Annotated in this window: 14 protein-coding genes, 1 tRNA gene, 3 rRNA genes and 1 pseudogene; 5 read left to right on the top strand and 14 right to left on the bottom strand. The window is 51.2% G+C overall.

Annotated elements, in window-relative coordinates:
- The first annotated feature begins 35 nt into the window (after nucleotides 1–35).
- Together DPEP_RS08405 and DPEP_RS08400 are read left to right on the top strand one after the other, a co-directional pair.
- Nucleotides 36–1,094, top strand: a complete 1,059-nt coding sequence (locus DPEP_RS08405) for a FlgT C-terminal domain-containing protein (RefSeq protein ID WP_005661260.1) — start codon at nucleotides 36–38, stop codon at nucleotides 1,092–1,094.
- A 136-nt stretch (nucleotides 1,095–1,230) separates the two neighbouring features.
- A complete protein-coding gene (locus tag DPEP_RS08400) occupies nucleotides 1,231–1,866 on the top strand; it encodes a tetratricopeptide repeat protein (protein WP_005661258.1) in 636 nt (211 codons plus the stop codon).
- Nucleotides 1,867–1,970: 104 nt separating this feature from the next.
- Here the strand turns inward: DPEP_RS08400 and DPEP_RS08395 are convergent, their stop codons facing one another.
- Nucleotides 1,971–2,810, bottom strand: coding sequence for a putative PEP-binding protein (locus DPEP_RS08395; RefSeq protein WP_005661257.1), 840 nt, complete (start codon nucleotides 2,808–2,810; stop codon nucleotides 1,971–1,973).
- Between the two features lie 103 nt (nucleotides 2,811–2,913).
- On the opposite strand from DPEP_RS08395, the pseudogene DPEP_RS08390 reads away from it, so the two are divergent.
- Nucleotides 2,914–3,962, top strand: a pseudogene (locus DPEP_RS08390) (IS5 family transposase).
- A 141-nt stretch (nucleotides 3,963–4,103) separates the two neighbouring features.
- On the opposite strand, the gene DPEP_RS08385 reads toward DPEP_RS08390, so the two are convergent.
- Nucleotides 4,104–5,039 (bottom strand): phosphoenolpyruvate-utilizing N-terminal domain-containing protein, encoded by a 936-nt coding sequence (locus DPEP_RS08385; protein ID WP_005661251.1) that lies wholly within the window; start codon nucleotides 5,037–5,039, stop codon nucleotides 4,104–4,106.
- Between the two features lie 519 nt (nucleotides 5,040–5,558).
- On the opposite strand from DPEP_RS08385, the gene DPEP_RS08380 reads away from it, so the two are divergent.
- Complete coding sequence (locus DPEP_RS08380) at nucleotides 5,559–6,599, top strand: YjiH family protein (protein WP_198003062.1); 1,041 nt, start codon at nucleotides 5,559–5,561, stop codon at nucleotides 6,597–6,599.
- A 64-nt stretch (nucleotides 6,600–6,663) separates the two neighbouring features.
- On the opposite strand, the gene DPEP_RS08375 is transcribed toward DPEP_RS08380, so the two are convergent.
- From DPEP_RS08375 to DPEP_RS08325, 11 genes are all read right to left on the bottom strand, one after another.
- A tRNA-Ile gene (locus DPEP_RS08375) sits at nucleotides 6,664–6,740 on the bottom strand.
- Nucleotides 6,741–6,762: 22 nt separating this feature from the next.
- Nucleotides 6,763–6,877: ribosomal RNA gene (rrf, locus tag DPEP_RS08370) — 5S ribosomal RNA — on the bottom strand.
- A 53-nt stretch (nucleotides 6,878–6,930) separates the two neighbouring features.
- Nucleotides 6,931–9,905 (bottom strand): 23S ribosomal RNA (locus tag DPEP_RS08365).
- Nucleotides 9,906–10,004: 99 nt separating this feature from the next.
- Nucleotides 10,005–11,534: ribosomal RNA gene (locus DPEP_RS08360) — 16S ribosomal RNA — on the bottom strand.
- The 16S, 23S and 5S rRNA genes sit together here with 1 tRNA gene alongside, the layout of an rRNA operon.
- A 145-nt stretch (nucleotides 11,535–11,679) precedes the next feature.
- Nucleotides 11,680–12,471 (bottom strand): phosphate signaling complex protein PhoU, encoded by a 792-nt coding sequence (gene phoU / locus DPEP_RS08355; RefSeq protein ID WP_005661247.1) that lies wholly within the window; start codon nucleotides 12,469–12,471, stop codon nucleotides 11,680–11,682.
- Nucleotides 12,428–14,074 (bottom strand): Na/Pi cotransporter family protein, encoded by a 1,647-nt coding sequence (locus DPEP_RS08350; RefSeq protein WP_005661246.1) that lies wholly within the window; start codon nucleotides 14,072–14,074, stop codon nucleotides 12,428–12,430. Before DPEP_RS08350 ends, phoU begins: the two co-directional genes overlap by 44 nt.
- Before the next feature lie 23 nt (nucleotides 14,075–14,097).
- Entirely contained in the window at nucleotides 14,098–15,573 is a 1,476-nt protein-coding gene (locus DPEP_RS08345) for a tripartite tricarboxylate transporter permease (RefSeq protein ID WP_005661244.1), read from the bottom strand.
- 3 nt (nucleotides 15,574–15,576) lie between these two features.
- Nucleotides 15,577–16,023 (bottom strand): tripartite tricarboxylate transporter TctB family protein, encoded by a 447-nt coding sequence (locus tag DPEP_RS08340; protein ID WP_005661242.1) that lies wholly within the window; start codon nucleotides 16,021–16,023, stop codon nucleotides 15,577–15,579.
- Between the two features lie 16 nt (nucleotides 16,024–16,039).
- On the bottom strand, nucleotides 16,040–16,984 hold the full coding sequence (locus DPEP_RS08335; RefSeq protein WP_005661240.1) for a tripartite tricarboxylate transporter substrate binding protein: 945 nt from the start codon (nucleotides 16,982–16,984) through the stop codon (nucleotides 16,040–16,042).
- A gap of 71 nt (nucleotides 16,985–17,055) precedes the next feature.
- Nucleotides 17,056–17,976: a Ppx/GppA phosphatase family protein gene (locus DPEP_RS08330; protein WP_005661238.1), complete on the bottom strand. Its 921-nt coding sequence runs from the start codon at nucleotides 17,974–17,976 to the stop codon at nucleotides 17,056–17,058.
- Nucleotides 17,973–19,670: a DEAD/DEAH box helicase gene (locus DPEP_RS08325; protein ID WP_083797627.1), complete on the bottom strand. Its 1,698-nt coding sequence runs from the start codon at nucleotides 19,668–19,670 to the stop codon at nucleotides 17,973–17,975. The genes DPEP_RS08330 and DPEP_RS08325 overlap by 4 nt, the downstream gene beginning before the upstream one ends.
- A gap of 202 nt (nucleotides 19,671–19,872) precedes the next feature.
- On the opposite strand from DPEP_RS08325, the gene DPEP_RS08320 reads away from it, so the two are divergent.
- Entirely contained in the window at nucleotides 19,873–21,060 is a 1,188-nt protein-coding gene (locus tag DPEP_RS08320) for a type III PLP-dependent enzyme (protein WP_005661233.1), read from the top strand.
- A gap of 74 nt (nucleotides 21,061–21,134) precedes the next feature.
- Here DPEP_RS08320 and DPEP_RS08315 read toward each other — a convergent pair whose 3' ends face one another.
- Nucleotides 21,135–21,584 carry a hypothetical protein gene (locus DPEP_RS08315; protein ID WP_156775103.1) on the bottom strand — a complete coding sequence of 150 codons (450 nt, stop codon included), beginning with the start codon at nucleotides 21,582–21,584 and terminating at the stop codon, nucleotides 21,135–21,137.
- Between the last annotated feature and the right edge of the window lie 33 nt (nucleotides 21,585–21,617).

The following is a 21,617-nucleotide window of genomic DNA, read 5'->3' as shown; positions in this document are numbered from 1 at the left end:
AGGATGTCCGTACCCAGGAAGAGAGGAAGTAAACCATGAGCTTACATCGTTCCATAAAGCTGATTCTCTGCATCATCCTGTCTTATTCGACGCTCGCCCTAGCTCCTTCCGATGCCAGGGGGAACGTACTGGATACTCCGGGAATCGATATCGCCGTGCTTCCGGTGATAAACGATACCCCTATAGAGGTATGGGAAAGCAAATACTACCCGCTCGACGTCTTCGATCAAAAGGTCACAGAGGAATTCATCGCCCTCCTGATGGAATATCCATATGCCAGGATCGTAACACTCACGAAAGAGGAAGAGCCCTATTGGCTTAGAGGTGGTGCCCCAGATACCGACATCGGCATAAGGCTCCATTTCTACAGGCTAAAGATGACCGACAGACAACATCTAGGATCCGATAGGATGGGTTACGTAGCTCTCAGGATGGAGATATTCGATGGAGTGACCAGACAACTCTCCTATGCGTCCTCCATCGCAGGCGAGGACAGGCGCTTTACCTTCTCTCCCGGGGATGGAAGGATCTTCTATCTGACCCACCAGCCGGAGAGCGGAAAACTGCTGTTCCTCCGCCCTCTGGACCTTCTACCGGTGAACAAGATGTTCCCAAGAGGGCTGGACTTCTGGCAACTCTTTCCGGATCCTAAGGAATATGAGCAGCCTATGAGAAAACCTCTCTGGAACTCCTTTAAGGGAACCCCCTACTGGAACGCCTTCAAAAAAGCCCTCCGAAAAAGCAGGGACACCTTATTTGACGGGATCTCGGGTTATAAGATGGTAGGACGGATAATATCACCTACAAAGGACGAACTAAAAAAACATCCTCCCAAGAGGAGAAGGTACATAATCAGCTTAGGGATGGTAGAGGGAGTCAGAGAAGGAGATCTTCTGAAAGTGATGAGAAGCGATAGATACGATACGGTAGACCCTGAAAGGCCGGTCGTAATCCTACCTACGGAAGGCGGTACCGTAAAGGTTCTCAAGGTACAGAGCCACGAAGCGATCGTAGAGGTAGTGAAAGAGGACAAGGACGAACCTATAAAGTTAAAGGATCTGGTAGTCATGCCTCTCTATATAGACCACAAGTAGACAGGGGGATCTGACGTTGAACGGAATAATTCGATTTTTTTATGTTTTAATCTTGCTGTCGGCAACTGCTACGTCCCTATACGGAGGAGGTAAAACGGACATAGTTATGGAACAAGCCTGGCGGGGAGGACAACAGATGATAGAGGCTGGACTCTACCACAGAGGAGTCGATTACCTCCAGGCCTACCTGGAACAGCGTCCAAATTCAAGCGACGGCTGGTACTGGCTAGCAAAAGGTCTTCAGGGCATGGGAAAACTTCAGGAATCCCAAAGAGCCTTCACCAAAGTCCTGGAGATAGATCCCGAGTTTCCTCAGCTATCCAGGGTCCTTCAAAACAGGAAAGAAGGCGAAGCCATACCTCTGTGGGATAGATCGAGGAAAGCATATAGACATGCACTTCCGGTTATAGACCCTGGCAGGGATATATACAGGGACCACGTCGAAGCGAGACCGGCCCCGATACCTTGCCCTACCCCGCCTGATCCTGGCCCCAACGACAATCTGACGACACAGAAAGAAACGGTACAGACCGTTCCAGGATTCTCAGCAATGGGAGCGAGAAAAATCATACTACCTCCGCAGGGGAACCACGACAGAACCCCGGTCAAGGCAGTTCCCATCCCTCCCGTGAAAGAACTGACAGGGGAACCGGAAGGACCGGGTATTCCGACAGTGGAGGTAGAGGAAATACCCCTTCAGGGTAGCTCGAATGACAAAAAACCTGTATATGTACCGCCCAAGCCCAACCTCGACACATCAGAAACCCCGTAAAAACCACCTGATGAAAAAACCTGGATGTGAATTTTATAAGGTTACTACAAAAAATAAAGGGGAGGATCTATCCTATGATAGATCCTCCCCTTTATAGTTCTCCATCAGAAAGCCTTCCTGAGGGATCCGAATCGATCCTCGCAGAAACGGCGGACATCCTTAGCAGTAGCCAATTCCCATATTTCCGACAGAGTATCCTCCATATTTTTTTTGCCAAGCTGAGAAATTATCCATCGGGCCTTTAAAATGGAATCCACGTTCATGCTGAATCTCTCAAGCCCCATGCCCATAAGAACGGGGATCAAAAGTGAATCGCTTGCCATCTCTCCGCAGAGACTCACCTTTACCCCGGCCTTTCTGCAGTTATCTATTGTCATCTTGACCAAACGAAGAACTGCAGGATGAAATGGGCTGAAGAGATGGGATAGGTTACGGTTGGTACGATCCACCGCTAAGGTATATTGGATGAGATCGTTGGTACCAATACTCATGAAATCCACTTCCTCGGCGATAAGGTCCGATACCACCGCTGCGGCAGGCACCTCTATCATAACGCCGACCTCTATTTCCGGATTGAAGGGAACTCCGTCCTTTCTGAGGTCGTTTTTAACATCCTCAAGAACCCCCTTGGCCAGTCGAAGTTCCTCTATCCCGGAGATCATCGGAAACATTATCTTGGCCTTTCCGAAAGCGCTGGATCGAAGAAGCGCTTTAAGCTGAATCCTGAAGATATCGGCCCTGGCCAAAGACAGTCTTATAGCCCTGTAACCTAGGGCCGGATTATCCTCATCCGGAACGTTCAAATATCCTGGGATCTTATCACAACCGATATCCAGGGTCCTGAATATAACAGTCTTGCCTCCCATCTCCTGGACGGCCTTTTTATAAAGGCCGAACTGCTCTCCCTCGGTCGGCAATCTGTCCCTATCCATATAGAAGGGCATCTCTAAAAACTCCCCTAACTGGCAGGGAGAAAAACCCCTGTTTAGGCTGGGATGTTAAAATACCGGTTGTAACCAAAAATTCTCGAGAAGGGATGGGATCCCCTTGAAACAGCGGAGCCTCTTTGCGGAAGAAATAGCCTACGATAGCCTTGAAAAGGTGAACGATCCACTGGTACGAATAGAGAAAGCGGTGGACTGGTCCATCTTCGAGCAGCCGTTGAAGGACTTCCGCGAAGGGCTCAGACAGAAGGATTCTCTGGGAGGAAGAAAGCCCTTCCCTCCTCTTCTCATGTTCAAGATCCTGGTGCTTCAGGCACTGTACAACCTGTCGGACGACGCAATGGAGTTTCAGGTAAGGGACAGGCTTTCCTTCAGACGTTTTCTCGGCCTCTCCCTGGAAGCCAAAGTCCCTGATGCCAAGACTATATGGCTTTTTCGGGAGCAGCTGACCAAGGCGGAACTGATGAAGCCTCTGTTCGATCTTTTTGACGGTCACATCCGTAAAAGCGGCTTCGAGGCAAAAAAAGGGCAGATAGTGGATGCCTCCATAGTGAAGGTCCCGATCCAGAGGAACAAACGGGGATGAAAACCGCAAGATCCAAGGATGGAGAACCACCGGAAGACTGGCCCGACAACAAGAGATCTCAAAAAGACACCGATGCCAGGTGGACGAAGAAAAACGGCAAAAGCTCCTTCGGCTACAAGAACCACATAGAGATCGACTCTCAGAACAAGATCATCCGTAAATACAGCGTAACCGAGGCATCGGTCCACGACAGCAATGTATTCGAGGAACTCATCGATCCCAGTAACAGCAGCAAAGACGTCTATGCCGACTCAGCTTATAGAAGCCATGAGAAAATCTCTTGGCTTGAGGAACAAGGCTACAGACCGAAGATCCAACGAAAAGGATACAGAGGCAAACCCATCACGTGGTGGGAAAAACAGGGTAACAGAACAAGATCCAAAGTCCGAAGCCGAGTGGAGCACGTCTTTGGAGCCCAAACCATGAAGGCCGGCAACCTGATAGTTCGAACTATCGGGAAAGCCAGAGCTTCAACCGCTATAGGACTGAGAAACCTGGCCTATAACATCGTTCGATTCTCGTTCCTGATGATGAAGTCAGGGGCGATATCTGCCGTGCCCAAATGACGGTAAAAGCCGAGTTGTTCAGGTCACCGGAGCGACAATAGAGAATCATCTTAACGCTGATTTAGCCTAATTTGTCGCTGTTTCTGGTCTGTGGCTTTTTTGTCTGCTTAGACCGCTAAATATGGGGTTGCTAGAGGTGCCCTAGAGCCTCTCTGTCCTGAAAAGGCCTATTCCGCTAACACCATTTTTCAGAGCACCCTGTACATCTCTACCAGTATCCGCGTTAGCATACAATTTAATGGGGTAGCCATCCTCGCTTTCAGTGGACTTTCCGGCCATCTGGGAAAGCTTTTTCGAAAAATCGATAAACTCCCGCTGTTTTTCGCCGTAAATGGAAAGGGTATCCTCGTCGGGATTGAGTATCACCACTCCCTCGCTACCGTCGACCACTATCATGTCCCCGGTCTCCACTACGTCCAATACGTTTGAGACATCTATAACCGCCGGAACCCCCCAACTTCGAGCCATGATGACCGCATGAGAGGTCAAAGTACCCTCCTGAGAGACAACGCCCAGGACCTTATCTCTGTTCATCTGAACTATCTCGGATGCGGTGAAAGCCTTGGCTACCACGATGGATTTCTCCCTCAAATTGCTTAGATCGCTACCCTCTATATGAAGTAAAAGACGACACATCCTTGTAGCTACATCCTTTACATCGTCGGCCTTGGCCTTGAGATAGTCGTCGTCCATATCCTCGAAGACCTGAATGAACTTGTCGGCTACAGAACGTACAGCCCATTCGGCGTTTACGTTTTCCGTTATTATCCGACCCTTTATCTGTCCGATAAACTCGGAATCCTCTATCATCATGCCATGAGTCGCGAACATCTCGACCTCGTCTCTACCTAGACGAGAGGAAACATCGTCGTAAAGATCCTTGATCTCCTGACCTGCTACCTCTATGGCCGCGTTAAGACGATCCAACTCCACCTCGACATCGTCCACGTATTCTTTTTCGATCTCCACCTGTTCCTTCCAATCGACGAAGACCCTGCCGATAGCTATTCCGGAAGATACTCCTATGCCTTTAATATAAATCCCCCCTGTAAGTCCCCCTGAACGATAAAAACTCATAACATCATACCACTAAGAGTCCCTACCGTCTCAGGGGAAAACTCATGCATCGAGAACTGATATCTTTCAATAGACAATAAAGGCAAAACATCGACATTTGACAAACTTCCATACCTATACTAGTTTATAATTAAGAAGATCGAAGTAAACTGCAAAAGGAGAAGAGTTGTTAATATCTATCGTGGAGGTGCTATTATGAGTAGTACAGGAAGTAAAAAATCATCGTTGCCGGAGATCGCGAGGTTTGCAATTCCATCATTTTTAGGAATATTTTTATTGATGACTCCGTTGATAATAGACGGGCGCCAGACCGTATTAGTGTCTATTCTATCTAAAAAAGTAAATTCCATGATCAATGGAATGATACCGGTATCTTTGCTTGTGTTGATTTTTATAACTATCAGTACTATTACGACGGTGTTATTCAAATTATTGAGACCAGAGGCTATAGATAAAAACGAGTACTGGAAAAAAATCTTTGACGTTTCATGGTTTTGGACATCCGCCAGGATATTAGGGATGATCATCGCTTACATGGTCTACTTCAACTTGGGTCCGGAGATAGTCTGGTCGGACTATACCGGAGGGCTTATCCTATTTGACCTGATCTGCGGTCTTTTTACTATATTCCTGATAGCCGGTTTTATACTGCCTCTACTAACCGACTTTGGCCTTCTAGAATATATAGGAGTTTATCTGACCGCCCTTATGAGGCCCTTATTCGGCCTTCCAGGCCGCTCCGCCATAGACTGCATAGCCTCATGGGTAGGAGACGGAACTATCGGAGTAGCCTTGACGAACAGACAGTACACTGAAGGATACTACACCGCTAAAGAAGCCGCGGTGATCGGGACAACATTTTCCGCTGTCTCCATAACATTCTGCCTAGTCGTATTGGAGAACATCGGTATGCTGGATTACTTCGGACAATATTATCTGGCAGTGACCGTGTCAGGTGTAGCAGCAGCCCTTATAGTTCCCCGAATTCCCCCACTCTCGCTAAAAAAGGACGAATACCTCCACGGCGAGAAGAAGGAGACGGGGGATGTCATTCCCGAGGGTATATCCAGAAACCAATGGGGGCTCACTCTGGCAATAGAAAAAGCATCCAACAGCGGACATGTGGGAACCCTCCTGAAAAACGGGGCTAAAACGGTCTTAGACCTATGGCTGGGAGTTCTACCCATAATAATGGCTTTCGGTACCCTCGCTTTGGTGATCTCTGAATCCACCCCGTTATTCCAATGGCTGGGAATGCCCTTCATGCCGCTCCTTAACGCACTCAATATTCCAGAGGCCGCAGCAGCCAGTCATACCCTTGTGGTAGGTTTTGCCGACATGGTGGTCCCCTCCTTGATGGCTCAAACCATAACGTCCCCCATGACCAAGTTCATCATCGGAGCGGTATCGGTTACTCAGCTTATATATATGTCCGAGACGGGAGCGGTTATATTGGGATCCGACATACCGGTGGATCTGAAGGACCTGTTTATCATATTCATCGAAAGAACGATCATAACCCTCCCCATCGTGTGTCTTTTCGCCCATATATTCTTCTAAAAAAGCACAGGGACCTAGAAAAAAACCTCCACCTTCCTAAGGAAGGTGGAGGTTTTTTATCACATGGTGGGCCGAAGTGGACTTGAACCACTGACCTCTCGGTTATCAGCCGAGTGCTCTAGCCGCCTGAGCTACCGGCCCATGTATAAAAAGGAGAAAAGATTCTTGGCAGCGACCTACTCTCCCACGAAGCGAATCGCAGTACCATCGGCGCTGGAGGGCTTAACTGCCGGGTTCGGCATGGGACCGGGTGTACCCCCTCCGCAAAAGCCACCAAGAATCTTTCCAAACTATATATAAGCTCCCTGACAAGGAACAAAGAAAACAAAAAGAGGTTAAGGCCTCGGCGTATTAGTACCGGTCAGCTCCACGCGTTGCCACGCTTCCACCTCCGGCCTATCTGCCCCGTCGTCTACGGGACGCCTTACCTGCTTACGCAGTGAGGTATCTCATCTTGGAGGCGGCTTCCCGCTTAGATGCCTTCAGCGGTTATCCGTTCCGCACATAGCTACCCAGCTTATGCATCTGGCGACACAACTGGTACACCAGCGGTGCGTCCACTCCGGTCCTCTCGTACTAGGAGCAGCTCTCCTCAAATACCTTACGCCCATGGTGGATAGGGACCGAACTGTCTCACGACGTTCTAAACCCAGCTCACGTACCGCTTTAATGGGCGAACAGACCAACCCTTGGGACCTGCTTCAGCCCCAGGATGCGACGAGCCGACATCGAGGTGCCAAACCTCCCCGTCGATGGGAACTCTCGGGGGAGATCAGCCTGTTATCCCCGGGGTAGCTTTTATCCGATGAGCGACGGCCCTTCCATTCGGTACCGCCGGATCACTAGGACCGACTTTCGTCTCTGTTCGACATGTCTGTCTCACAGTCAAGCCATCTTATACCCTTACGCTCTTCGGGCGTTTTCCATTCGCCCTGAGATGACCTTTGCGCGCCTCCGTTACTCTTTAGGAGGCGACCGCCCCAGTCAAACTGCCCACCTGACAATGTCCCGCTCTCCGATTCAGAAGCAGCGGTTAGAAACTTAACACAACAAGGGTGGTATCCCAACAACGCCTCCACGAATACTGACGTACTCGCTTCTCAGGCTCCCACCTATCCTGTACATGATGTGCCGAGTCCCAATGCCAGGCTACAGTAAAGCTCCACGGGGTCTTTCCGTCCCACCACGGGTAACCGGTGTCTTTACCGGTACCACAATTTCACTGGATCCATCGTCGAGACAGCGCCCAAATCGTTACGCCATTCGTGCAGGTCGGAACTTACCCGACAAGGAATTTCGCTACCTTAGGACCGTTATAGTTACGGCCGCCGTTTACTGGGGCTTCGGTTCAAAGCTTCGCCCGAAGACTAACCTCTCCCCTTAACCTTCCAGCACCGGGCAGGCGTCAGACCCTATACGTCGGCTTGCGCCTTCTGCAGAGTCCTGTGTTTTTAGTAAACAGTCGCTTGGGCCTGGTTTCTGCGACCACCCTCAGCTCCACCAGCATTAGCTTCACCAGGGTGGCACTCCTTCTCCCGAAGTTACGGAGTCAACTTGCAGAGTTCCTTAACGATGGTTATTCCACTCACCTTAGCCTTCTCAGCCAGACCACCTGTGTCGGTTTCGGGTACGGGCGTTCTCTTCCTCCCTAGTGGCTTTTCTCGGCAGCGTGGCGTCAATGTCTTCGCGCTCGTAAGCACTCCCCTTCAGGTCTCAGCATTATCAGGTAGGTGGATTTTCCTGCCTACCCTGCCTACTCCCTTGGACCGGCTCTTCCATCCGCCGGCTACACCTAGCCTCCTGCGTCACCACTTCGGTAATAACGTCCAAGAACGGGGCAGGAATGTCTACCTGCTGTCCATCGACTACGCTTCTCAGCCTCGCCTTAGGTCCCGCCTAACCCTGGGCGGATCAACCTTCCCCAGGAAACCTTGGTCTTCCGGTGAACAAGATTCTCACTTGTTTGTCGTTACTCATGCCTGCATTCTCACTTCCCATCGGTCCACCGCACTTTACAATACGGCTTCACTCCAATGGCAACGCTCCCCTACCGATGTATTTACATACATCCCGTGGCTTCGGTGTCATGCTTAGCCCCCTACATTTTCGGCGCAGAGATCCTCGACCAGTGAGCTATTACGCACTCTTTAAAGGATGGCTGCTTCTAAGCCAACCTCCTGGCTGTTTGGGCATCTCCACATCCTTGCCACACTTAGCATGTCTTTGGGACCTTAGCCGACGGTCTGGGCTGTTTCCCTTTCGACCACGGACCTTATCACCCGTAGTCTCACTCCCAGGCTTCACGTCTCGGTATTCGGAGTTTAGTTGAATTTGGTAGGACCCCAGTCCCCCGCATCCATCCAGTGCTCTACCCCCGAGACGAAATACCTGAGGCTGCACCTCAATGCATTTCGGGGAGAACCAGCTATTACCCAACTCGATTAGCTTTTCACTCCTAACCACAGCTCATCCAAATCTTTTTCAACAGATACTGGTTCGGTCCTCCATGAGGTTTCACCCTCACTTCAACCTGGCCATGGCTAGATCGTCGGGCTTCGGGTCTACTACGTGAAACTTGCGCCCTGTTTAGACTCGGTTTCCCTTCGGCTGCGGACTTATAGCCCTAACCTTGCTACACGCAGTATCTCGCAGGCTCATTTTTCAATAGGCACACCGTCACTTTCCATGCCTCGCGGCATTTCCAGCTCCGATTGCTTGTAGGCATACGGGTTCAGGTCTGTTTCACTCCCCGCCAGGGGTGCTTTTCACCTTTCCCTCTCGGTACTATTCGCTATCGGTCACCTGAAGTGTTTAGCCTTGGACGATGGTCCGCCCGGATTCAACCGGAATTCCTCGTGCTCCGGCCTACTCGGGAGATATGTCAACAGAGATTTCGCTTTCGACTACGGGACTTTCACCCTCTGCGGTCCGCTTTCCCAACACGGTTCGTCTAACGATTTCTTTTGTAACTGCTGTCGCAACCTGCAAGTCACGAGTACATATTCCCACAACCCCCCATAAGCAACGATTGCAGTCTTACACTTACCGGGTTTAGGCTGCTCCCCTTTCGCTCACCACTACTCAGGGTATCTCTCTCGATTTCTTTTCCTCCGGCTACTGAGATGTTTCACTTCGCCGGGTTCCTTCCCTTACGGGATGACCGAGGGTTGCTCGGCCGGGTTGCCCCATTCAGATATCCACGGATCAAAGGATGCTTGCTCCTACCCGTGGCTTTTCGCAGCTTGCCACGTCTTTCTTCGGCTTCAGGTGCCTAGGCATCCACCGTATGCCCTTATTACCTTAACCTCTCTTTGCTTTCTCTATTCCTTTGTCAAGGAACTAGCTAAAAATGGGGAAAGCAGATCTACTCCGCCTATGCTTGCCTTGGTTTTACAAGCTCCTTAGAAAGGAGGTGATCCAGCCGCACCTTCCGGTACGGCTACCTTGTTACGACTTCACCCTCCTTACCAGACACACCTTCGACGGATCCGCCCCCTAAGGGTTCGGCCTCCGGCTTCGGGTGCACCCAACTCGGATGGTGTGACGGGCGGTGTGTACAAGGCCCGGGAACGTATTCACCGCAACTTAGCTGATTTGCGATTACTAGCGATTCCAACTTCATGCAGTCGAGTTGCAGACTGCAATCCGAACTGGGACCGACTTTGTGGGATCCGCTCCAACTCGCGCCTTCGCTTCCCTCTGTATCGGCCATTGTAGCATGTGTGTTGCCCTGGACATAAGGGCCATGATGACTTGACGTCGTCCCCACCTTCCTCCGGCTTGTCGCCGGCAGTCTCGCCAGAGTGCTCGCCTTCAATCGTTAGCAACTGACAATAGGGGTTGCGCTCGTTGCGGGACTTAACCCAACATCTCACGACACGAGCTGACGACAGCCATGCAGCACCTGTCTAGGCTCCATATCCGAAAATATGGTCTATCACCTTTCAGGTCAATACCACCTAGATGTCAAGCCCAGGTAAGGTTCTTCGGTTTGCATCGAATTAAACCACGTGCTCCACCGCTTGTGCGGGCCCCCGTCAATTCCTTTGAGTTTCAACCTTGCGGCCGTACTCCCCAGGCGGAATGCTTATCGCGTTAACTGCGGCACGGATGGTTTGACCCACCCACACCTAGCATTCATCGTTTACTGCCAGGACTACCCGGGTATCTAATCCGGTTCGCTCCCCTGGCTTTCGCGCCTCAGCGTCAGGGTGTAGCCAGCAAGCCGCCTTCGCCACTGGTGTTCTTCCCGATATCTACGCATTTCACCGCTACACCGGGAATTCCGCTTGCCTCTCTACCCCTCCAGCAAGACAGTTTCGAGTGCACACACGGGTTGAGCCCGTGCCTTTTACACCCGACTTGCCTCGCAGCCTACGCGCCCTTTACGCCCAGTAATTCCGGACAACGCTCGCCCCCTACGTGTTACCGCGGCTGCTGGCACGTAGTTTGCCGGGGCTTCCTCGCAGGGTACCGTCACTTCCTTCTTCCCCTGCAACAGAGGTTTACAATCCGAAGACCGTCTTCCCTCACGCGGCGTCGCTGGGTCAGGCTTCCGCCCATTGCCCAATATTCCCCACTGCTGCCTCCCGTAGGAGTCTGGACCGTATCTCAGTTCCAATGTGGCCGGTCAACCTCTCAGTCCGGCTACCCGTCTTCGGCTTGGTAGGCCTTTACCCCACCAACTACCTGATAGGACGCGAGACCCTCCATCAGCGGATTACTCCTTTTCACCCTTGGGCTTATGGGGTTTTAATCCCGGTTTCCCGGGGCTATCCCCCTCTGATGGACAGGTCCTCACGCTTTACTCACCCGTCCGCGACTCAGTATATGTACCGTCCAGCCGAAGCTTTCAAGTACATACCTTCGTCCCACTTGCATGTGTTAAGCACGCCGCCAGCGTTCGTCCTGAGCCAGGATCAAACTCTCCATAAAATTCACTTGGCTTCGCTTTTCTCTTTCCCCATTTTCGGCTGTCAATGTTCGTGCGCCCTCCGTTACGGCTGCCTTGCAAGGCGGCCGGCTCAGCGGCGCAGAAGGAATAATACACCAAGAGGTCTAAGCCGTCAACTACAAAATATCATTTTTTATCTGTTAACCCCCTCAAATTCTTAGTCAGTAATTCTTCCCTGGCAGTCTCCGGCACCTTTCCTAAGATTACTTCCTTCAATCTCTCGCCTCTCACCATAAAAAAGACCCTTTCCGAGACGTTGCTGGCATGGTCTCCTACCCTCTCAAGATGTCTCGCTGTAAGTAGAAGCTCGGTTGCGACTGTTATTCCATCTTTATCTCCCTTGTCCATTTCCGCCATCATTTCTATCAGTTCTTCCGAGAGAGCCCCGGCGATCCTGTCTAGTTGTTTATCTTCCCGGAACACGTGAACGGCCAAATCGGTATCTCTATCAAAGAAGGATCTCAAGGCTTTTCTTACCATGTTTATGGATATCTCGGTCATCTTGGAAATGTCGACAAGAGGCTTCAGCATTGGATATTTAGATACGGTGAGAGCTCTCTCCGCTACGTTGACCGCCTGATCTCCTATACGTTCAAGATCAGTGGCTATCTTCAAGACCGCAAACACGAAACGTAGATCATCCCTCACCGGTTTTCTTATAGCGATCGACGCAAGGCATTCCCTGTTTACGTCGGTCTCCATTCCGTCGATCAGGTCGTCTCTATCTATTACTTTTCGAGCAAGCTCGACATTCCCCTCTTTAAGGGATGCCAGTGAATCCGACAGAGCGATGCAGACTTCATCTCCCATCAAACGGACCAACGAAAGTATCCTCTCTCTGTCGTCTCCATAAGAGACATCTCGCCTGACCCCATCACTGCGACTTTTGTTCATCATAGTCGCGAACCATTTCAACATCGAACCCACTCCCATCGCTTACACGCCCCATCTCAAAGGCCATTCTTTCTCCTCTGGTCATCTCCATACAGGCTTTAGCGAGCTGGGTTCCTCGTGCAAGAAGCTCAAGTCCCCCTTTTCTTCCGTAGTCCCCTCTACGGAATATGTCCCTACGTATGAGCTCATCTATTTCCTTCAATCTCTCGTACCAATAATCGACGTCTTTCGCCAACCCAAGGTCTCCCAGTGCGAAAGATCCCATAGAAGATCTCAATAATTCAAAGAGAACGCTTTCGTATTCATAGCCCATATCAGCCGACACGCTAGGGAATCGTTTTTTTCTACCTTCCGAGACGATCAGAGGATAAAGCCAGTCGTTTATGGACTCCTTTATTCCCTTGATGGCCCCCAATGCGTAGGCCACTCTCGCATAGGCCTTGTTTTTTCCGTCTTTCGGCGATATCTCCATGGACTCGAAATAATCGGCGATAACGTCCCAGAGATCGTCAGTACCTTCCCTTAGTTTTCTTATCTCCTCCAAAGACCCTCCAGGGAAGAGGAGGAGCTTGGTCTCCATTTCCAAGAACCCCGCCAACCGGGTCAATTCCTTGTCCAAAAGAGGCAGGGCCAATGCGGTAAACTCCACCAGTTTGTTGTCCAGATAGGCCGGCTCCTCTATTGGCTGCCTATCGGAGACGAAACAAGCTCGTAAAAGCCTGTCCAAAATAGACGTAAAGGGAAGGACGACCAAAGCGTTATACCAAACCACGGCGAATTGAAGTACTACGCAACGAAGTTCTGGAGAAAGGAAAGACAAACTTGAAAGAAATCCGGGCACGAGAGGGTAAAAAGGAAGGACCAAAGCGATGCCTATTACCTTGTACAGGGCCGATCCTATCCCCAGTAAACGAGCGTTTCTTTTGCCCGAAAAACTGGCCATCAAGACCATCGCAGACGATCCGACGTGAGATCCTAAAACGATGGGATACGCAGCCTCAAGAGGCAACGATCCGGAACCCACCAAGGCTATTGCCAGTGCCATAACGGCGGCGCTGCTTTGCAGCACCGCCGCCGCCGTCAAGGCCACAACCCCCATTATCAACGGTCGCGCGCTCAAGGCCAACAACATTTCAGCAAAACCGGGATCCTCCATGAGAGGCGAGACCCCGGTTTTTATGACGAACATCCCTGTCAATACCAAGGAGATGCCTCTGATCACCAAAGCTCCGTTCCGTCCTTTCCCTTTAAGAAGATCGACGGAAAAATGGGATATGGCCAAAACGCCTGGCGCTAACTGCACGACGGGCAGACCAAGAAGCAACGTCACAAACGTTCCCCCTACGCTGGCTCCGATCATAACGACCAATGAACCTGAGAGTGAAAGCATTCCCACGTCGACCAAGCCAACCGCGAAGGATGTGGCAACGGAGCTGCTCTGGGTGACGGCGGAGAGGATAAGTCCCAAGATAAAAGCCATCGGTTTTTTATCCGTAACCTCTGCCATCCTCTGCCTGGCGGAACGCCCCATAAAGCGACGGAAGCCATCGGAGGTCGCGGTGACACCCATCAGAAAGAGAGCAAGCCCTCCTGCTATCTGAGCCCATGAGAAAAACGAGGAAGTCACCGAAAAAACACCCCCTATAATATTTACAAAGAAACACCCTTCTTTTTCTTCTTAAAAGCGGGAAGAAGCAAAAGCAGAATCAAACCCCAGAGAACGAGACATATAGGTCTCTCGAAAAAAATCATCGGAGAACCGTGGGATATTATCAGAGATTGCCCGAATCCCAGCTCGGCTATAGGCCCTAGGATCAAACCCAACACCACGGCCCCCAGGGAAAAACCCGCTCTGTGAAGAAAATATCCCCCAACTCCGAAACCTAACATCAACCATACGTCGAATATACTGTTATTTATAGCGTAGCTTCCTACGACCGACAGTATCGATATGGCCGGAATGAGGACGGAGTTTGGAACCGTAGCGACCCTGGCGAAGAAGGGCGCAAAATAAAGCCCCAAGACGAGAAAACAGATATTGGCCAGGAAAAGGGACAGAATAAACGCATAGGTCACAGTTCCGAAACGGGTGAAAAGCTCCGGACCGGGAATAAGCCCCTGTATCATCAAACCTCCCATCAAGGCAGCTGCGACCGAATTACCGGGAATCCCCAGGGTAAGCAAGGGCACGAGGGACCCCCCGACGCACCCATTATTGGCGCTTTCCGCAGCGGCCACCCCTTCGGGATTTCCCTTTCCGAAAGAACCGGGATTCTTAGACACTTGTTTTGCGAAGTTATAGGAGATGAAAGAAGCTATCGTGGCGCCAGCCCCAGGTAGAATTCCGACCACCGTACCTATAAAGCCTCCCCTGGCTATGGTGCTACCTAAACCTTTAGGGATGGAGGATCTCTTCAAGGACTCAGGATCGGCACCGAGCTCCTGCACTATATGGCTCTCTGCGGTCAATTCAAGCACCTGGCTGACAGAAAACAACCCTATCAGAGCAGGCATGAAGGAGACCCCCTCGAAGAGATCTACTATGCCTCCGGTAAAACGTATAAATCCATCTATAGGATCCATCCCGATGGAGGCTATTATCAACCCTATGACACCCGAGATCAGCCCCTTGAGTAGATTCCCCGAGGTCAGTGTAACTATGCTGGCCAACCCCAAAAGAGATAGAAGAAAATACTCGGGAGGACCGAACCTCAGAGCAAATTTGGCCAGGGCAGGAGCGAGCAACAACAGAGCAAAGGTAGATATAATTCCGCCCCAAAAGCTCCCTATAGTAGCGACCGCTATAGCCACTCCTCCCTTACCCTGCCTAGTCATGGGATAGCCATCGAAAGCCGTAGCTGCTGCCGCGGGAGTCCCGGGAGTGGATAAAAGGATCGACGATATAGCCCCTCCGTACATACCGCCACTGTATACTCCACCCATCATGGCAAGTCCCACCACCGGGTCCATACCGAACGTGACCGGGATAAGGAGCGCCACCGCCATGGTCGCGGTCAGGCCGGGTATGGCACCTATCACCATTCCACCGGAGGTCCCTCCCAATACAGAGAGAAGTACCTCGGGACGAGCCAAAGAAGAAGCCGCTGACAAAAGCATATCGATCATGGATCAAGCCCCCCAGAGTCCGACCGGAACAGGTACAGCCAGGAATCGGACGAAAACGATGTAAACGAATCCGAGTAATCCCAACGTACCGATCAGAAGCCACATCTTATCTCTAAATCCCAAGATCCACCCTAGAACGAACATGTAAAATCCACTGGACAGAAAAAAACCGGCGAAATTCAGCAGGAGAACGAACAGTACGGATGCCACGACAGTAAAGAGGAAGGTCCTTCTGTTCACCACCCACCGTATCCTCTCTCCGTCGCTATCCTTAAACGCAAACTGAGCCATCAAAGCCAGGGAAAGACAGGCCAGTAGTCCGGAGAGAAAAACGACATATCTCGTGGCAGCTTCCGCCCTGTCCGGGAAAGTACCGGCAGAAAAAAACATGGCTGCCGCCAGGACTAACCCGGCGGCGGCACAGAGAATATTTAAGAACTTTTTGTTCATGTCCTAATCCAAGCCCCTACCAGGGAGCCACCTTGAAAGCTTCGTCGGTGGTCTTCTGGAGGTTCTTGAGATACATCGTATATTCGTCTGCGTTCAATATGTCCAGCAAAAGCTGACCTTGAGATGCAGAGATGAATTCAGGATCTTTGAGAACTTTGTCGAATACCTCCATAAGCTTAGCCATGACATCCTCGGGAACCCCCGCCGGAGCGGCAAACCCCCTGGAGGAATCGGAGTAAACCTCGTAGCCCATCTCCTTAAATGTCGGTAATTCTGGAAGGTAGGAGCGTCTTTTCACCGTCATTATCCCAAGCAGTCGAAGCTCCCCGGAATCGACCTGGGCCTCGACCTGAGAGGCATTCATAAAAGCCAGATCCACATGTCCGCCCATAACCGCGGCCTTCTGGCCGGAAGAGCCCTTAGAGGGGACGGCGTTTATGGAGATTCCGGCGGCCTTCTCAAACTGACGAAGGGCGAAGTCGTCGTCGCCTCCGGGGCCCGAGGTGGAACCGTTGAGTTTTCCCGGGTTCTCCTTGGCAAAAGCTATCAACTCCTCCACCGTGTTGAAAGGACTGTCGGCCTTGACAACCAGGACACCGGGGTCGGTAACAACGTTCGCTATGGGAGCAAAGCTATCTAGGGTATATTTAGCCCTACCGGCCGATACGTGAGCGGCCACGTGAGGCGTGTATATACAGCCTATCGTATAGCCGTCCTTCTTGGCCCTTGCGATGGATTCAAATCCTATCTGACCTCCGGCACCGGGTTTGTTGACTATTACCATGGGCTGCCCTAAGTACTCTTCGGCAAATTTGGCAACCAGTCTGGCCATGGTGTCCGTTCCCCCTCCAGCGTTGGAAGGAACTATTACAGTCACCGGTTTCTCCGGATATGCAGCCCAAGCCGTTCCCACCAGACACAGGATCCCCACTAAAACCCCTAAAGCTATTCCGCGTTTCACGTTACACCACTCCCATCCGAGATATGAAAAGTAACGACCATGTTACAATAATTATCTTACACGAAAAATCCCTAGTCGAAAAGCGTGTTCAAAAAGCCGTGGCGTAACCCGAAGGAAGAGACCAACATTTCCTTGACCTCCAGAACACCGAAGATGGACCGCGCTATACATGTTCCGGCCAGTATTATCGGAGCTCTGTCGGGATCCATCCCCGGGATGAGTCGTCGTTCCCTTTCTGAGACGGAACCGTAGAGATCTATCTGTTTATCTAACTCGAATAAAGAGAGCCTGATTTTTTTCGAGGATGATAAACTCTTCGGAGCTAGACTAACTGCAGCCATGGTAATCACGTTCCCTCCGGATCCGACTAAAAGGCCCCCCTCTTTATCGCAATGAAGCCCCCCATCCACTAGAGATCTCTCGATCCATCGGAGGGCCGCCTCGATGCCACCTCCATAGCGACCTCGGGAAAGCATGAATTTTTCCGTAACGGAGACAGCCCCGACCTCCAGGCTAAAGGCACGGACCACCCTTCTATCCTTGAAGTGGACGAACTCAGTGCTTCCTCCTCCTGTATCGAAATACCATCCGCAACACCCTCCTGGCAGAAAGGGAGCTACGCCGTAAAAGGAGTACATGGCTTCTTCCTTACCTGATAAGACCCTCAAGGACAACCCTGTTTTCGCCTTCAGACGATCCACGAATATATTGGAGTTCGACGCTCTCCTAAGGGCCATAGTCGCCACTGCCGAAACATCTCGAACCCCAAGGGTATCTGCCTTGGCGATAAATCGTCGAACACAATCTAGGGTCCTGTCCATCGGGGCCTTCCCCAATCGACCTGATCCAGCCAGCCCCTCTCCTATTCTGGTTATCTCGTTGCTATCCTCTATGTAGATCGGTTTGCCGAGATGCCCATCTTTCTCGGCGATCAGGAATTTGACCGAGTTGGTGCCTATCTCGATCAACGCCTTTCTGCAAACCGAGCTCACCGTCTTCGCCCTCTTTTTGCGAAGTCCTTCCTACGTCGTCTCCCGCTGCGTTTTTCCCCCTCTTTCGATTTATCGGTAACCCTGTGCTTAAGGGCCGGAAGTTCCACCTTGGTCGTATCCATCTCATAAATCTTTTCCTCGAATCCGAAGACCGTAGGGTCTATCTCCATTACTGCCTCGTCGACCTCGTCCATTCGGGAGAGCTTGTAATCTTCCGGCAGAGAGTTGTTGAACCTCTTCACCTTAAGCAACGATTGCAGCTCGTTCCTTTCATGTTTGAGAAGCAGCTCCGCCGCGGTCAATCCATCGGGATGAACGTAATCATCTTTACCTATTCCCCAGAAGAAGAGTTCCGCCATGTCCAAATTCTGCTCTACCTCCATCTCACCGTACCATACATCTGCCAGAATGGTTCTGAACCTGGTTTTCTCGTCCGGAACGATTTTATCGAGGCTTCCATCTATTATCTCCATGGCCTGTCTTATATCGGCCAACACCCTACTATAGCTGAGTTCGGGCAAAGATCCGGACGCCACTATATCCGCCTCGTTCTCCACCGAACTTCGGCCTTTCAGGATAGCTCCGAAATCGGGACGAAGCTCGACCCGGGCCTCCTCGGAGGGAGAAGAGACGAGAGAGCGGAATACATCCTCGGTTCTAACTCCGAAAGCCTCCGCCGGAGATTTATCGATCCACGTCACGTAGCCCTTTTCGAACAGCCCTTTTCTGCCCGCTCTTCCCGACATCTGAAGGAAAGCGTTCTTGGAGATAGGGCAACGATCGTGAAACTTCACCAGCTGGGCGAACACGGCCCGCTCGGCCGGTAGGTTGACTCCAAGGGCGAGAGCATCTGTACCGACGACCACATCGATGATCCTTTCCCTGTAGGCTCTCTCGACCAGAAGTTTTTCCTTCGGGAGTAAACTTCCATGGTAGACCCCTACTCCCTTGAACATACACCGTCTGATACCGGAGACCTCCAAAATCCAGGCAAGATCCTCCAGCCTGCGTTTCCTGCTGTCGTCGAATCGAAGCCTCTCGTCGGCGATCATATCGGCGACCTGCTGAGCTCCTTTCTGCGAGAACACGAAGACCAATGCATCCCTGATCTCCCTGGGAGTCACCGGTTCGTCACAAAAAACCAGATCCGTTACCCTTTCGGACGACTCGAACAAGACGAAGGGACGGCCTGTGATTCTCTCGAGATAGGCCTGGACCTTAGAGGCCCCTCCGAAAGTAGCCGACATCACCAACATAGGCACATCGGAAGAAGTTTTCCTTATTCCGTCTATATAGGCCCTACTTCTGTCGTTTTCGCCGAAGATATAGTGGAATTCGTCTATTACGAGCTTGATCCCCGACCGTCCAGCGTATTTAAGAGCGTAGATCTCCTGAGTGCAGCATATAACCGAGGCCTGGGAATTTTTCTTGAAATCACCGGTCTCTATGCCGACATCGAACCCCATGGAAATCAGGTCCATGTATCTCTCGTTACTCAACGCCTTTATGGGAGCGGTAAAAATCACCCGCTCTCCCGACGGAATGTCAAGCTTCCCGCCCTCCAGGTCGTAGAGGCCTGCCCATATATAGGCGACCCACGTCTTACCGGATCCTGTAGGGGCAGAGAGGACGGCACTCTCGCCTCCTATGCGATCTATAGCCCTTCTCTGCCAAGGATATAGGGAATCTCCCATCATGAATTCGTCTCTTCCTAACGTAACGTCGTTTATCTCGTTATCCAAGGTATGATCACTCCCAGTGATATATCGTATGTTCTAGAACATCTTATTCACATTATAATGTAGTTTGGAGAGTGCTATCGTATCGAGTAGAAATAAGGTACAATACCCCGGCCACGGTGAACAGCCGCGAATTCGCAAAAAAGAGGGTGATCCGATGTTAGGCGTACCAGCCAGTTACAGTTTCGACATGGAGAGATTCGTCGCAAGAGAAAGATTCGAGAAAATAAAGAACTTTTTAAAGGACAAGGAGACTCCCTGTCTCCTGCTGGACCTTAAGAGCGTGGAACGGAACTTCGACGATCTCACCAGGACCATGCCCTACGCCAAGATACACTATGCGGTTAAGGCCAATCCCCACGAGGCTATACTGAGAATGTTGATCCGCAAGGGATGCAACTTCGACTTCGCCTCCATAAACGAACTCGATACCATGCTGGCTCTCGACACATCGCCGGAGAGACTCAGTTACGGACACACGATCAAGAAATCAGAGCATATAGCCTACGCCTACGAAAAGGGAGTTCGTCTTTTCGCCACGGATTCGGAGGACGACCTTAGACGGATAGCCAAGAACGCTCCCGGCTCGCAGGTCTTCTTCAGGCTTTTCATGGAGTGCAGCGGAGCGGACTGGTCGCTATCTCGAAAGTTCGGCGCCCATCCCGATACTATATTCAAACTGATCCGACTATCAAAAGAGCTTGACGTCATACCTTGGGGGCTGTCGTTCCACGTAGGATCCCAGCAACGAGACATCGGGCAGTGGGGAAACGCCATAGCCAGTTGCCGATATCTATTCGACTCGGCAAAGGAGCTGGGAATCCAGTTGAAGCTCATCAACCTGGGGGGCGGCTTCCCCGCCAAGTATATACAGCCGACGGTCCCTCTGGAAATATACGCAAAAGAGGTAACCCGTTTTCTCTCCGAGGACTTTCCCGAGGGCATACCGGAGATAATCATAGAACCGGGCCGTTCTCTGGTCGGTGATTGCGGAATCCTTACCACCCAGGTGGTGCTGAAGTCGAAGAAGGAAAGCTATAACCCTTACAGCTGGCTTTACATAGACGCCGGCAAATTCGGAGGGCTCTACGAGACCATAGATGAATCGATCAAATACCCCATATACTCGGAAAAACAGGGCCCGGTGGAGGAATATATCATTGCCGGACCAACCTGCGACAGCTTGGACGTCCTCTACGAGAGGGATAAATACATGCTGCCGAAAAATCTGGAAGAAGGGGACAAGCTCTACTTCTTCTCCACCGGAGCTTACGTCAATTCCTGCTCTCTGGAGAGCTTCAACGGTTTCAAACCTCCCAAGGTCTACGTATACGACGAAGATTAACAGAATATCCCACGACATAGAAATGAACAGACGAGGCACCTCTCTTAAGAGAGGTGCCTCGTCTGTTCATTTCCTCAGAAATCTAACATCTCGTCCAAGAAAGACAGAATTGATCTTAAAAAATCACGCAAATTCCAGCCGGATGTCTCCAGAGAAACAACTCTACTCTCCAGATGGAAAACCCTTCTCCTCAAAGAGGACGACTCTCGCCTCATCGAAGAGAGTTCTCCCTTTAAAAAAGCAACCTCTCCCTCAAGATTTTCTATAACCTCTTTTAGATCTTCGAGACCATATTCCGATCCGCTTCCCAGAAGTTCATTGAGGACCGTTCTTCCCCTCTTCCCCTGTTTTTCAAGCTCGTCCGCCCTGGACAGCACGGATGCGGCAACCTCGGTATAACGACGACTCCGTCCCTCCCCTACGAAGGGGACGGCTTTTAAGTACCGTTCCCGCAAGGTTCTAGCCCTGGATTCACCTAAACCAGCCTTGCCAGCTACCTCCTTGAAAGACAACAGTTTTTCCACCACGGAGAATCCCTCCCCATTTAAGCGAAGGGC

Origin of the sequence: Dethiosulfovibrio peptidovorans DSM 11002 (genome assembly GCF_000172975.1) — a bacterium.
Taxonomy (GTDB): Bacteria; Synergistota; Synergistia; order Synergistales; family Dethiosulfovibrionaceae; genus Dethiosulfovibrio; species Dethiosulfovibrio peptidovorans.
Note: the sequence above shows the minus strand (reverse complement) of the source record. Positions and strands in the feature narration are given on the sequence as shown.

What these genes read in the sequence shown, in the direction of transcription:
- DPEP_RS08405 (WP_005661260.1), top strand. Translation starts at nt 36, where the DNA reads ATGAGCTTACATCGTTCCATAAAGCTGATTCTCTGCATCATCCTGTCT.
- DPEP_RS08400 (WP_005661258.1), top strand. Translation starts at nt 1,231, where the DNA reads ATGATAGAGGCTGGACTCTACCACAGAGGAGTCGATTACCTCCAGGCC.
- DPEP_RS08395 (WP_005661257.1), bottom strand. Translation starts at nt 2,810, where the DNA reads ATGCCCTTCTATATGGATAGGGACAGATTGCCGACCGAGGGAGAGCAG.
- DPEP_RS08385 (WP_005661251.1), bottom strand. Translation starts at nt 5,039, where the DNA reads ATGAGTTTTTATCGTTCAGGGGGACTTACAGGGGGGATTTATATTAAA.
- DPEP_RS08380 (WP_198003062.1), top strand. Translation starts at nt 5,559, where the DNA reads ATGATCATCGCTTACATGGTCTACTTCAACTTGGGTCCGGAGATAGTC.
- phoU (WP_005661247.1), bottom strand. Translation starts at nt 12,471, where the DNA reads ATGTTGAAATGGTTCGCGACTATGATGAACAAAAGTCGCAGTGATGGG.
- DPEP_RS08345 (WP_005661244.1), bottom strand. Translation starts at nt 15,573, where the DNA reads ATGATCGATATGCTTTTGTCAGCGGCTTCTTCTTTGGCTCGTCCCGAG.
- DPEP_RS08340 (WP_005661242.1), bottom strand. Translation starts at nt 16,023, where the DNA reads ATGAACAAAAAGTTCTTAAATATTCTCTGTGCCGCCGCCGGGTTAGTC.
- DPEP_RS08325 (WP_083797627.1), bottom strand. Translation starts at nt 19,670, where the DNA reads ATGGGAGATTCCCTATATCCTTGGCAGAGAAGGGCTATAGATCGCATA.
- DPEP_RS08320 (WP_005661233.1), top strand. Translation starts at nt 19,873, where the DNA reads ATGTTAGGCGTACCAGCCAGTTACAGTTTCGACATGGAGAGATTCGTC.